A 14,263-nucleotide genomic window follows, 5' to 3' on the forward strand; every position below is an offset into this window, starting at 1 on the left:
CTGCTGAATTTCAGACAGCTTTTTGAATTCCAAAAGTATTGAATTTAACTGGGGAAAATAATACCCTGATGAATAAAAAGAACCCCTTTCCTTTCTGAATAAATGACAAGATCAAATGGTAACAAAATAATGACAAAATGTTTTAGACTGAGGCAGACAACAAGTTATCAGGAACTCAATTCAGGAACACCAGAACAGGAACGATCTTTGTCTATTCTTCTGAGCATATCAAAAATAAATGAATTCTTAATTTAACAACTTAATCAGCGCAGTGAAGTCATACTAAAGATGCATCAGACGAAATAAACAGCCCAATCAGAACGGATTGATATTATTTAAACAATTAAGAAAATATCACTTAATTTCCTTATATTAAGATAATACCAATCAGAACGTAATTTTAACGCAAACTCAACAGCATTCTTAGAATGGCAACTCAATTTATTAAAAGAATGCTCGGCATTCATCATCAATCCAACGTACAACCATTGAAAAACTTAAGCTACTTCGGTTCCGCAAGACATGGATATATGGTTCCTGATCACTTTTTAGGATCACATTCCATTTGCTACTGTGTGGGTGCCGGCGAAGATATTTCTTTCGATACAGAGCTTAAAATCGCTTTTGATGCAAAAGTTTACATTTTTGATCCTTCCCCTTATGGAATTAACCACTTCAATCAGGTTAAAGATTATGTACATCATGGAATCCCGCTCACACTGGATAAAACCCTTGCACCTTACGTTTACAATATCAGCAGTAAACAATTCTCTGAAATCAAATTTGTTCCGGTAGGTCTTTGGGATGAGAAGAAAACATTAAGATTCTATGACCCTGAAAGAGAGAATTACTCCTCTCATTCTGCCATTTTATTTACGGAATCAAAGAGTTTTATTGAAGCTCCCGTTGACCGTTTAAGCAGCCTGATGAAAGAACTGGATCACCAGCATATTGATCTGCTCAAAATAGAGATAGAAGGTGCTGAATACAAAGTGATTGACACAATTATTGAAGATAAGCTAAATGTTAAAGCTATCTTGGTAGAATTCGACGAAATTTACAATACAAAGGATAAATCATTCCATTTCAGAATAAAAAGGAGCTGTAATAAATTAAGGAAAGCGGGCTATGTACTGGCACATTCTACGGTAGCAATGAAACGCCTGTTCATCAGGAAAGACATTTATGATCAGTTAAAAAAATTAGAAATTAATGCATAATATTACTAAACAGGATTTTGTTGATTTGGGAGCAATTCCTTCTGTTTATTCTCTTTTTGAGGATGCAGCAAAGAATTTCCCAAAACTTACTGCGCTTGCTTTCGGGCAGGAGCAGTTCACTTATGAAGCACTCTTACAAAGAGTGACTGACTTAAGTGCAAAAATCACTGAATTAACACTGAATGAAGATCTTATTGGCTTAAGTACAACCAGATCTGCCGACATGATTATCACCTTGCTGGCTATACTCAAATCCGGAAAAGCTTACCTCCCTTTAGACCCTGCTTATCCCAAACAAAGGTTACAGCAGATCGTTACAGATTCAGGTCTTAAAACCTGTATTTGTCCGGTTCAGGAACAAGAACTTTTTGGCCTATCAGCATTAAATACGCTCACCAGCAACACACCTGTTGCAACAATTGTATCACAGCAAAAGGAAGCACACGTCGTGCAAAATCCCAATGCTTACGTACTCTATACCTCAGGCTCTACAGGTACCCCTAAAGGAGTATATATGACACAGGCTGCCCTGGTCAACCTTGTTTTATGGCAGCAACAGCATTCCATAACAGGCCCGGGCAGTAAAACCTTACAATTCGCACCTGTAAGTTTTGACGTGTCTTTCCAGGAAATATTCTGCACACTTACCACAGGAGCAACCCTGGTACTCATTAACGATGACCTGAGGCTCGATCCTGTGAACCTGCTGAATTTCATCAATGAGACTGCTATAGATCGTATTTTCCTGCCTTTTGTAGCATTGCAGTTTTTGGCCGAAGCTGCCACTGCCAGTCAACAATATCCTTGGCATTTAAAAGAGGTAATGACTGCTGGTGAACAGCTGAAAATAACTCCGCAGGTCAAAGAATTTTTCGAAGGATTAAACAACTGTGTTCTGTTTAACCAATACGGTCCTACAGAATGCCATGTGGTCACTGAACTTAAATTAACCGGCGTGCCAGCCAGCTGGCCACTATTGCCAAATATTGGTCAGCCTATCTCCAATACGATCATTTATATTTTAAACCAGGACAATAATGTACTGGAAGCGGGGGAAACCGGAGAACTGGCAATTTCAGGGATCAGCCTTGCTGAAGGTTACCTGAACAGGCCGGAGCTAACTGCAGAAAAATTCATCTGGATTTCCGTAAACGGTCTGCAGACCCGGGTTTACCTGACTGGTGACCTTGCGCGTTATGAAAATGATGGTACTATTGAGTTTCTGGGAAGAAAGGACGATCAGGTAAAAATCAGAGGCTATAGAATTGAATTGGGAGAAATTGAAGTTCTTCTCAACCAGATAGCGGGTATCAAACAAGCTGTTGTTATCGCTAAACCCGACTTAAGTGGTCAGTACAGGCTGCTGGCTTATCTTGTTGCCGATACAGCAAACAGGAATACAAGCCTGATCAGAAATGAACTGGAAGCGAATTTACCTGATTATATGATCCCTTCCGCTTTCATCTGGATGGAAGACCTGCCTAAAACAACCAGTGGTAAAATAGATAAAAAGAACCTTCCTTTACCAGAACGAAAAAGGCCTGAGTTAGCTACGCTTTATAGCCCGGCCAAAACTACATTGGAGAAAAGAATTGCCGCAATCTGGGGCAATGTATTAGAAATAGACCAAATCGGGATCAATGATAATTTCTTTGAACTGGGCGGTAACTCTCTTTTAGCATTAAAAACAGTTTCTTCTTTAAGAGCTGAACATCATATCACACTGCCGATTACTAAACTTTATCAATTTCCGCAGCTCAGTCAGCTTGTAAATTATCTTGATGCGGCATCGGCAGCGCCAAAAAAACAAAGAGAACGCTCCTCTAATCCGGAACAGCCTGTCGCCATTATTGGCATGGCGGGTAAATTCCCTGGTGCAGATACCGTAGAAGAGTTATGGGAAGTACTTCGCAATGGAAAGGAAACAATCACTTTCTTTAAAGACCTCGATAGTACTATTCCGGACGATGTAAAAAATGATCCGCAATATGTAAAAGCCAGAGGTATTCTGAACGGGGCAGATTTATTTGACCCTGCATTTTTCGGCATCAATCCTAAACTTGCCGAACTCATGGACCCCCAGCAAAGGGTATTCCTGGAAATCAGCAGGGATGTGCTGGAAAAATCAGGACATTTACCTGCGGTTTATGATGGGTTGATTGGTGTATTTGCCGGCTCTGGAAACAACAGTTATTTCCCTCATAATGTGGCAGGCAACACCGATTTAATTAACCAGGTAGGTAGCTTCCAGGTTATGACTGTCAATGAAAAAGACTATATCTCTTCCCGGACAGCTTATCAGCTGGATTTAAAAGGCCCTGCAGTGAGTGTATTTTCAGCCTGCTCTACTTCTTTGCTTGCGGTTACTCAGGCCGTAGAAAGTCTGCGAAAAAACCAATGTGACGTTGCTATTGCTGGTGGGGCAAGTATTACGTCTCCGATTCACAGCGGACACATTTATCAGGAAGGCGCTATGCTAAGCAAGGACGGCCATTGCCGCTCTTTCGATGCAAACGCTACCGGAACAGTATTCAGTGATGGAGCAGGAGTCGTGCTATTGAAAACACTGGCTGCTGCTTTACAAGACGGGGATACCATTTATGGACTGATTAAGGGTGTCGGTGTAAACAATGACGGAGGCGCGAAAGGAAGTTTTACTGCGCCAAGCACCGATGGACAAGCTGCTGCAATTGCAATGGCAATTGAGGATGCCGGCGTTGATCCTGCTACGATCTCTTATGTGGAAACGCATGGAACGGCCACACCTCTGGGTGATCCGATTGAGATTGAAGGCTTAAAACAAGCATTCGGAACCCAAACCGCCAACCAATTTTGCGCCATAGGTTCTATTAAAAGCAACATGGGACATATGACTGCAGCTGCTGGTGTGGCTGGTCTGATCAAAACGACCCTTGCTTTATATTATAAAGAAATCCCCCCATCTATCAACTTTGAAAAGCCCAATCCAGATATATCATTTGCCGATTCTCCGTTTTATGTTAATGACAGGTTAAAACCCTGGGATACGGATAAAATAAGAAGAGCAGGCGTAAGCTCTTTTGGTGTCGGAGGAACAAATATTCATGTCATTGTAGAAGAACACGACCATTTAAACGCGCTGAATGAAGATCAGGGAAGGTTAAAAAACCTGTTTACCTGGTCGGCTAAATCAACAGAGAGCTTACAAGCTTATGAAGCGGTTTTAAAAACATATCTGAATACAAAACCTGACCTTAATCATGCCGATGCTGCTTATACTTTGCAAACTACAAGGGCTGATTTTTTACAGCGCAGTTTTCTGGTTGCAAATACAGGACAGGAATTAGCAGAGGGACATACCGTATCCACTGCTATTGTTAAAACACAACCGGGCGAAACTGTATTTCTATTTCCTGGTCAGGGTGCACAATACCCTGGCATGGGTGCTGAATTATATGAAAATGAGCCTGTTTACAAAGCTGCTATAGATGAATGTGCATTGATACTAACCAAATATCTGGATCTGGATATCAGGCACCTTATTTATGCAGCGGCCGATGACCTGCAGGCGGGTATGCTGCTGAACAATACAAAATATACTCAACCTGCTTTATTTATCACCTCTTATGCGCTTGCCCGTTTGTGGATGAACTGGGGAATACAGCCCTCCGTTCTTTGCGGACACAGTATTGGAGAATACGTTGCGGCACATTTAGCCGGTGTTTTCACATTGGAAGATGGTATTAAACTGATTACCGCACGTGGTGCAATGGTTAGCCGACTACCAGAAGGAAGCATGTTAAGTGTAAGGGCTTCTGCCTTGGAAATTGAGAAAATACTTCCGGAAAATTTAACCATTGCAGCTATAAACAGCCCCAAATTATGTGTTGTTGCCGGAAAGAATGAAGATATTGATGCTTTTCAGCTCAAACTTGATGAAAGACTGATTTTACACAAAAGATTACTGACCAGTCATGCTTTTCACTCTGCAATGATGGACCCTATCCTCAAAGACTTCAGTGAAATTGTAAGCCGGGTTAAATTAAGCAGACCTCAAAAACCAATTGTTTCTACAGTTACCGGCGATTTTCTGACCGATGCACAAGCACAAAATCCGGCTTACTGGACGGAACATTTAAGGAACACAGTGCGGTTTTCTCCTGCTCTGGATACGATATTAGCACTAGATCATCCAGTATTAATTGAAGCCGGACCAGGAAATACTTGTACCACACTGGCCTGGCAACATGAAGCCAAATCTACTTTTACCGCTATCGCCAGTCTGGATAAAAAAGAAGCCACAGGCTCTTACGATGCTATTTTAACAGCTTTGGGAAAAATCTGGTTAGCAGGATTAACGCCCGACTGGAAAGCATTCTATAACCATCAGCAAAGGCGGCGGGTTGAGCTGCCAGCTTATAGTTACCATAAAAAAAGATACTGGGCAGAACCAAAAAACATTGCAAAACAAAATCTATTGACCAATACTCACCAAAACAATACACCCCTTACTGCCATGAGGAAAGATATACTGATTGAGAAAATAAAACATCTGCTGGAAAATGCCTCTGGAATTGAAATGGATGGCGTTACCCCAGATACAAGTTTTATTGAAATCGGACTGGATTCATTGCTGCTGACACAGGTAGCAATCACCTTTAAAAAAGAATTCTCGCTTCCGGTTAGCTTTAGACAATTGAATGAAGAATATTCAACTATTGATGCACTTGCCGTTTATATAGATAAAAATACGCCACAAGAGTCAGCTCCTGTAGCTATACCAGGCTCACTGGCAGTTGATACACAAACTGCCAGTGAGCCTGCTGCCTTTGCACCTGCGGACACTGCGCTTGGCTTAATTGCTCAGCAATTGCAGTTATTGACTAAACAGGTAGAATTGATGAGCGGATCTGCGCCATCCAATTACCGGGATGCAGTTTCTGCTGCGCCGATACTTGTACCGGCAACGGATATATCTGCAGAAGAACTGATAGAAATTAAAAAACCATTCGGAGCTACTGCAAGAATTGAAAAAAATTCAACTGCGCTGACACCTGAGCAAAAAGAATTCCTGGCGCAATTAACACAACGCTACAATCAAAAAACTGCTGCCAGTAAAGCTTATACACAAAAACACAGGGCGCATATGGCCGACCCACGGGTAGTTTCCGGATTCAAGCCTTATACCAAAGAGATTGTTTATTCTATTGTTGTGAATAAATCTGACGGAAGTCATTTATGGGATATTGACGGGAATGAATATATAGATGCCCTGAATGGTTTTGGCTCAAACTTATTAGGCTATCAGCATCCGGTATTAAAAAATGCCATCCTTGCACAGGTAGAAAAAGGATATGAAATAGGTCCGCAGCATGAGCTTGCCGGTGAGGTTAGCCAATTAATTTGTGAGTTCACTGGTTTTGAACGCGCTGCTCTATGTAATACTGGCTCTGAAGCTGTTTTAGGCGCAATGAGAATTGCAAGAACAGTAACCGGCCGTTCTTTGATCGTTTCTTTTTCCGGCTCTTATCATGGAATTAATGATGAGGTCATTATCAGGGGAACCAGGAAATTAAAAAGCTTTCCGGCTGCTCCGGGCATTATGCCCGAAGCTGTACAAAATATGCTGGTCCTGGATTATGGGACTGAAGAATCTTTAAATATAATCAGAGAGCGGGCCCATGAAATTGCCGCCGTTCTGGTAGAACCTGTACAAAGCAGAAGACCAGAATTTCAGCCTGTAGCATTTCTGAAAGAGCTCAGGGAGATTACCCTGAAATCTGAAACTGTACTGATCTTCGACGAAGTCATTACCGGTTTCCGCGCACATCAGGGTGGGGCGCAAGCGATATTTGGCATTCAGGCCGATCTGGGTACTTATGGAAAAGTCATTGGCGGAGGTTTACCAATCGGAGCCATTGCTGGAAAAAAACAATTCATGGATGCATTGGATGGTGGTTTCTGGTCTTTTGGTGATACTTCTTATCCGGAAGTTGGCGTTACTTATTTCGCCGGGACTTTTGTCAGGCACCCTTTGGCACTGGCTGCTGGTAAAGCCAGTCTGGAATATATGAAAGCAAAAGGTCATGAATTCCAGCTCAAATTAAATAACAATACCACCTACCTGGCCGGCTTATTAAATGATACAATTGAGGAATTGGGCCTGCCCATGCTTGCCGCACATTTTGGTTCTTTATGGAAAATAAAGTTTACAGAAGAATATCCGTACAGTGAGTTGCTATTTACCTTAATGCGGTATAAAGGAATTCATATCTGGGATGGTTTCCCTTGTTTTTTAACAGAAGCACATACCCTGGATGAAATCAATCAGATTGCAGCGAAATTCAAAGAAAGTGTACTGGAATTAATGAAAGCCGGACTAATCCCTTTAAATCAATCCCCATCTTTAACTGAACCTGTCCGCTCACCTGCAATACCCGGACTTCAACCGCCTGTTCCGGGTGCAAGATTAGGAAGAGATCAATCGGGAAATCCTGCCTGGTTTATTACAGATCCGGAAAATCCGGAAAAATATCTTCAGGTGGAGTCAAATAGTTAAAATGATAGTGCGTAAACAAAACATAACCTATAAATCAGTTGATTTTGATCCTTTTATAGCAGGAGAAATCATTCGTACTGCGCCAGCAACGGAGCCTCAGATAGAAATCTGGACTTCCTGTATGCTGGGTGGCAATGATGCGAGCAGAGCATACAATGAATCTGTTTCACTCCGTCTGAAGGGAAATATAGACCCTGCTTTATTAAAAGATACCATCAAAAGAGTAGCGCAGCGACATGAAGCCTTAAGGTCTGCTTTTAGCAGGGACGGTGCTACTATTCTGATTTTTGATCAGGTAAAAGATGAACTGGCTTTTACAGATTTATCAATCCTGAGCCCAGCTCAAAAAGAACAGGAAATTAAGCAATACGTTGAAAGTGATGCCTTATTCTTGTTTGATCTTCTGAATGGCCCGCTGTTTAAAACAGGTCTGCAAAAGCTATCCGATCAGGAATACCATTTCACTTTTACAGGACATCATATTATCTGCGATGGCTGGTCACTGGGAATCATTTTACAGGACATCAGTAAAATCTATACCGCACTAGTTAATCAAATTGATCCGGATCTGGAAGAAGCAACTTCCTTAACTGATTTTGCCTATGAGCAACTGGAGTTTTCGAAGAGCGCTGAGCGCAAAGCCAATGAACAATTCTGGCTCAGCCAGTATGAACAGCATATTCCAGTATTGGATGTCCCCACTGATCATGAGCGTCCGCAGCTTAGAACCTTCCAGAGTAAGCGCCTGGATTTCCATGTTTCACAGGACCTGATCCATGCGTTGAAGGAAACCGGAAGGGCTGAAGGAAGCAGCCTGGTCATTACTTTTCTGGCTGCCTTTGAAGTATTTCTGCACCTTTTAACCGGGCAAAGAGATGTCGTGGTCGGCTTACCAGCTTCCGGACAATCCGTTACCGGGCATTATAACCTGGTTGGACATTGTGTAAACTTTCTGCCTTTAAGAAGTTACCCGAATAAAAACTACAGTTTTAAGGAGTACCTGAAACTGAGAAAATCAGCTGTGCTGGATGCTTTCGATCATCAGCAGATTACCTGGGGTAACTTATTGAAAAACCTTAAGATTGCAAGAGATCCTTCCAGAATCCCTCTGGCCCCGGTTGTTTTCAATGTAGACATGGGCTTAGATGACGGAGTAGCTTTTGAACACCTTGACTATCAATTGATCAGTAATCCCAGAGCTTTTGAAAGCTTCGAGCTGTTCATCAATGCCAGCGGCTCAGAAAATACATTTGTGCTGGAATGGTCTTACAACACCCAGTTATTCGAACAACAGACCATTGAGCAGATGATGGCCGGCTTTGAAAATATCTTAAAGTTTATCACTACACATCCCGGCCAGAAACTGAAAGAATTGGTTCAGCAGGATAATCCATATTTTCTTTCGGCTCCTGTCTTTAAAAGGAGCACAGCTGTTTCTGCATTAGCCATACCCGACTTCAGCGCAGAGATTGCCGCACTAAAAGGAGTCACAATTCAGCATTTATTTGAAAAAGCGGCGGCCGTTTTTAAAGATCAGACCGCCATTACTTTTCAGGATGAATCTATTAGTTATAGCAATCTTGAAATCAGGGCCGATAACCTGAGCAGGGCAATTCTGAATCGTGCACCTCAAGAGGAAATCATCGGAATCAGTACTACACGCGGCATTAATATGATCGTGGCTATCCTTGCGATTCTTAAAGCAGGAAAAGCTTATCTGCCAATGGACCCTAATTATCCTGAAATCAGGCTGAGCCAGATTATAAATGATTCAAACCTCCATTTTTGTATTGCCGGAGCCGTAGAAAACAAATTCTTTCAGCAACTGGATTTGCAAACGATAGACTTCGATCTTACTTATAGTTTACCTGTACAAAACATCAGTTTGCAGAATCCGAACGGATATGTTTTATATACTTCAGGTTCTACTGGAAAACCTAAAGGCGTTTACATGACGCAGCTTGCCCTGGTCAATTTAATCCAGTGGCAAATGGTTAATTCTATTGCCGGAGCAGGAAGTATAACCCTGCAATTTGCACCATTAACTTTTGATGTATCTTTCCAGGAGATATTCTGTACCCTTTGTGCCGGCGGGCAACTGATCCTGATTGACGATGTACTCCGGTTGAACCCCGATAACTTACTGGATAAGATTGAGCTAAAAAAGATCAACAGGATTTATCTGCCTTTTGTAGCCTTACAATTCCTTGCCGAAACTGCAGCAAGTATGGGTAAATTCCCTAAAGCTTTAAAAGAAGTGATGACTGCCGGTGAACAATTGAAAATTACCCCGCAGATCGAACAGTTTTTCAGAGCTGTTCCAGGTTGTATCCTTTACAATCAATATGGCCCTACAGAATGTCATGTAGTAACCCAATTAAAATTAACCGGAAACCCTTCCAAATGGCCGGCTTTACCTAACATTGGGAGCCCGGTTTCCAATACCACTATCCATATTATTACCGAAAACCTGGAAATACTGGCCCCGGGAGAAATTGGAGAATTATGTATTGCTGGTGCCAGCCTGGCTGCCGGATATTTAAATAAACCTGAGCTGACCGCTGAAAAGTTTGTCAGCTTAAATTTACCTGACGGAAAACAGGTGCTTGTTTACCGTACAGGTGATGTGGCCAGAATTTTACCTGATGGGAATATTGAGTTCCTGGGGCGTAACGATGACCAGGTTAAAATAAGAGGTTACCGGATTGAACTTGGAGAAGTAGAAGCCGTATTAAACCGCATTCCAGGCATCGCACAGGTTGTGGTGACCGCAAAAGAAGATCATAATGGCCGGAAAAGATTAGTAGCTTATTTAGCTTCTGCTACCGGAAATCAGGATACTGCTTTTGTAAGGAATGAAATCCAAAGCAGATTACCCGCTTTTATGATCCCCTCCGTATTTGTCTGGGTTATGGAATTTCCAAGAACCAGCAGTGGTAAAATAGACAAGAAATTGTTGCCTGCTCCCGACCATCTGCATGCTGGTGATTTCAGCAAATATACAGCACCACAAACGGCAACCGAGACTACCATTGTCAAACTATGGGAAGAATTACTCGATGTCAAAGAGATAGGTATTGATGATAATTTCTTCGAACTGGGCGGGCATTCACTCATCGCTATCCAGTTCATGATCCAGATAGAAAAAGCCAACGGACATGGTTTACCACTTGCTACTTTATTTGAATATCCGACCATCCGGACTCTAGGGAAATTACTGGATGGACAGAACCGCCCCACTACTTATACTTCATTGGTACCTATTAAACCATCGGGTTCAAAGACTCCGATCTATATTGTTCATGGAGGTGGTTACAACGTACTTAACTTTAGTGGGATCGGTTTGCATGTAGACCAGGAACAACCTGTATTTGGTATTCAGGCGCAAGGACTGGATGGTGTAGAAGAACCAATGGACAACATGGAAGACATTGCCCGTTATTATATAGAAAGTATACTGGCACAAAATCCACATGGCCCATATGCACTTGCCGGCTATTCTTTTGGAGGTTATGTCGTGATCGAAATGGCCAGACAGTTAAGAGAACTGGGACATGAGATAAAAATGCTGGGTATTTTTGATACCAATGCAAAAAACCTGGACTTCCACGGAAATGACTTTAGTGTTTTCAAAGAAAGAGTAAAGAAACAGCTACCAAAATTCTGGTGGATCATCACTTCATTTTTAAAGAACCCTAAAGCGACGGTTAATTATCAGAAACATATCATCACCACCAGATTAAAGGAGATTTTTGGTACCCAGACCAAAACAGAAGGAGAATCTGGAGGAATCTATGAGATTATGAGGCGGATTGACAAGAAATATGATATTGCTTATCAGGCCTATAAATTAGCTCCGTTTGAAGAGAAGGTACATTTGTTCAGAGCCACAGACAATGTTTATTTTGTAGAGGATTTTAAATACCTGGGCTGGCAGAAATATGCCTTAAAAGGAGTTGAAGTACATGATGTACCCGGAGATCATAAAACAATGCTCCTGGCGCCTTACGATAAAGAATTTGCGAGGACACTACAGCAAGTGCTGGACAGTGTCACCTAAAATGTGCTGGATGATGTCTCTTAAATCAGGATTGAGGTTAAGCTTTTCTTTTCGATTTTTCCCATGCTGCACTTTGATTTTTACGGTAATACCGCAAAATACCTGCAAGTACGGCATAATTCATCATGCAAAAATAATAGGGAACGAATAAGGCTTTTACACGAATATTTCGCTGTTCAAAATAAAACCCGATGATACTTAATACATAGAAAAACACTTGCAGCGCAAATAGATATTGGTAAAAGGCAGCAGGTTGCGTAAATGCGATAAGGCCGTTCAGTATAAACACCAGGATTAAAAGAAATGGTACAATTGTCCACCGTAAAACCCTGTGGCTGATATATTGAAAAGTAAATACAAAGTTACGAAACGGATTTGCTGCTTTTTTTAAACGAAGGATGGATTGTATACCTCCGGCAGCTATCCTGATTTTTCTTTTAAGCTCTTCTTTAACATCGGCCGATGCAGTTTCCATAGCATATGCTCCAGGCTCATAAGCAATCACATAACCGTTCTCAGCAATGCGCATGGCAATCATATGGTCATCTATAATCGTGTCACTTTCAACAGGCTGGTACAATGCAGTCCTGATACTGAACAATTCTCCGGCTGCCCCTACATTGGAATATAATTCATAGTCCAGTTTTTTTAATTTAGACTCATATTTCCAGTAGAACCCCTCCCCTGCTGAACTGGCATCAGCAGTTGCTTCAACCAGTATTCTCTTTTCACCTGCAACTGCCCCAACCTTAGGATTCTGATAGTGCTTCACCAGTTCATTGATAGCTTCAGCATTTAAAAAAGTATTCGCATCTGTAAATACAGTAATTGCGCCGTTGATTAAAGGAATAGCCCGTTTAATAGCGGCCATCTTTCCAGCTCTTAAATCCTGATGTAATAATGTGATCTCTTTAAAATTACTCACCTTCACAGCTGTCTGATCGGAAGATCCGTCGGTAATAAAAATTAGCTGAAGTTTATCTTTAGGGTAATCCAGCTGCAAAGTATTCTTTATTTTATCTTCAATGATATCTTCTTCATTGTAGGCTGCAACCATCAGGGTGACCGTTGGCAAAACGGCGTCTTTTTTAAAAGCAAACGGCTTGCTGAATAACCTTTTGATTTTCACCAGCAGATAAAGCATGAAACCGTAACCAACAAACGTATATACAATCAGAAAAATGCTGATCCAAAAAACTATAATCATCAATATTTATATTTTAAAGCCTAAATCATTACTATCTTTTGAATGGGTAAAATTCCATTTCAATCCAAGGAATACCCATTTAATCAGGTCTTTCCTGTTCTTCTTCCTATACATGAATACTTGCTTCGGGCTGGCAATGCTGATATAATATAAGCTAAAAAGTAAAGTATTCAGCCAGCTGGTATTTCTGCGGATAAATAACATCCTGTTCCGGGTCATAAAGTATGTTTTGATACTACTTTCTTTCCCCACACTCATGGATTCTTTATGGTAAATTTTGGTACGGCCCGTAAACCAGATTTTTTTACCTGCTTTTTTAAATTTCTCACACCAGTCCAGTTCTTCATAATACAGGAAAAAGTTATTGTCCATTAACCCGGCAGTCACCAGATCAGCCTTACGGCACATCATGGCAGCACCATGGCAGAAAGCTGTTTCCACATCTTGCTCGTTATATTGTCCATGGTCAATTTCCATAGCTCCAATAGTACTGTTCCGGCAAGTGATATAATTCATTTTGGTTGCACCTGCATATTGAATCACATCAGGCGCATCAAAATACAATAATAATGGGGAGATTAATCCGATTTCCTGGTTTTCATCCAGCGCTCTGGTCAGTTCAGTTACCAGGTTTCCGGTAATTTCGGTATCATTATTCAGGAATAAAAGATATTCTCCTTCCGCTTTTGCAATTCCCAGATTATTACCACCCGCAAATCCAAGGTTTTCGGAAGAAGAAATATAAATAAGACCGGGATATTCGTTGATGAAAATAGCCGAATGATCTTCTGTGCTACCATTATCAACCAGAATAACCTCAACCTCGGTCAAATTGGTGTGAAGTTTTACTGATCTTAAAAAATCCAGTGTGACCGCCGGCTGATTAAAGTTAACTGTTATAATTGAAGTGCGTTTCATCCCTTGTAAAAGTAGTGATTTGAAGGTAACTGCTGGCTTAAATTTCGAGGATAATATGCTATAATCCCCAGACTATAAGCTGATGCTAATAATTAAAGCCTGATAAGCAATAAGTAATCCAACTCCTGTTAGTTTTAATTGAGGTCTTTCACAATGAAATTATTTAAAAAAAAGTAGATTTGTGTATAAGAGTATCTACAATTTGGGCAAAAATTGCGATTTGTACCTCTCAATTAGAATCAACTATAAGTCATAGCAATAAAATATTAAATTTATTGCCTGTTAGCATTTAAACATTAATTATTATAAAATAACAGACT

The 14,263-nt window shown here is 41.1% G+C and carries 5 protein-coding genes; 3 read left to right on the forward strand and 2 right to left on the reverse strand.

The genetic code is table 11. The features are described from left to right. Nucleotides 1-428 precede the first annotated feature (428 nt). The 3 genes from ABIB30_RS15125 to ABIB30_RS15135 are packed head-to-tail and all read left to right on the forward strand — an operon-like array spanning nucleotide 429 to nucleotide 11,818. On the forward strand, nucleotides 429-1,220 hold the full coding sequence (locus ABIB30_RS15125; RefSeq protein ID WP_354303388.1) for an FkbM family methyltransferase: 792 nt from the start codon (nucleotides 429-431) through the stop codon (nucleotides 1,218-1,220). Next, on the forward strand, nucleotides 1,213-7,758 hold the full coding sequence (locus ABIB30_RS15130; protein ID WP_354303390.1) for an amino acid adenylation domain-containing protein: 6,546 nt from the start codon (nucleotides 1,213-1,215) through the stop codon (nucleotides 7,756-7,758). Before ABIB30_RS15125 ends, ABIB30_RS15130 begins: the two co-directional genes overlap by 8 nt. Before the next feature lies 1 nt (nucleotide 7,759). Then, complete coding sequence (locus ABIB30_RS15135) at nucleotides 7,760-11,818, forward strand: non-ribosomal peptide synthetase (RefSeq protein ID WP_354303392.1); 4,059 nt, start codon at nucleotides 7,760-7,762, stop codon at nucleotides 11,816-11,818. Between the two features lie 37 nt (nucleotides 11,819-11,855). Here ABIB30_RS15135 and ABIB30_RS15140 read toward each other — a convergent pair whose 3' ends face one another. Continuing rightward, nucleotides 11,856-13,025, reverse strand: coding sequence for a glycosyltransferase family 2 protein (locus ABIB30_RS15140; RefSeq protein WP_354303394.1), 1,170 nt, complete (start codon nucleotides 13,023-13,025; stop codon nucleotides 11,856-11,858). Nucleotides 13,026-13,031: 6 nt separating this feature from the next. Next, a complete protein-coding gene (locus ABIB30_RS15145) occupies nucleotides 13,032-13,943 on the reverse strand; it encodes a glycosyltransferase family 2 protein (protein WP_354303396.1) in 912 nt (303 codons plus the stop codon). Between the last annotated feature and the right edge of the window lie 320 nt (nucleotides 13,944-14,263).

It is taken from the genome of Pedobacter sp. UYP1, assembly GCF_040547305.1.
Taxonomy (GTDB): domain Bacteria; phylum Bacteroidota; class Bacteroidia; order Sphingobacteriales; family Sphingobacteriaceae; genus Pedobacter.

What these genes read in the sequence shown, in the direction of transcription:
- ABIB30_RS15125 (WP_354303388.1), top strand. Translation starts at nt 429, where the DNA reads ATGGCAACTCAATTTATTAAAAGAATGCTCGGCATTCATCATCAATCC.
- ABIB30_RS15130 (WP_354303390.1), top strand. Translation starts at nt 1,213, where the DNA reads ATGCATAATATTACTAAACAGGATTTTGTTGATTTGGGAGCAATTCCT.
- ABIB30_RS15135 (WP_354303392.1), top strand. Translation starts at nt 7,760, where the DNA reads ATGATAGTGCGTAAACAAAACATAACCTATAAATCAGTTGATTTTGAT.
- ABIB30_RS15140 (WP_354303394.1), bottom strand. Translation starts at nt 13,025, where the DNA reads ATGATTATAGTTTTTTGGATCAGCATTTTTCTGATTGTATATACGTTT.
- ABIB30_RS15145 (WP_354303396.1), bottom strand. Translation starts at nt 13,943, where the DNA reads ATGAAACGCACTTCAATTATAACAGTTAACTTTAATCAGCCGGCGGTC.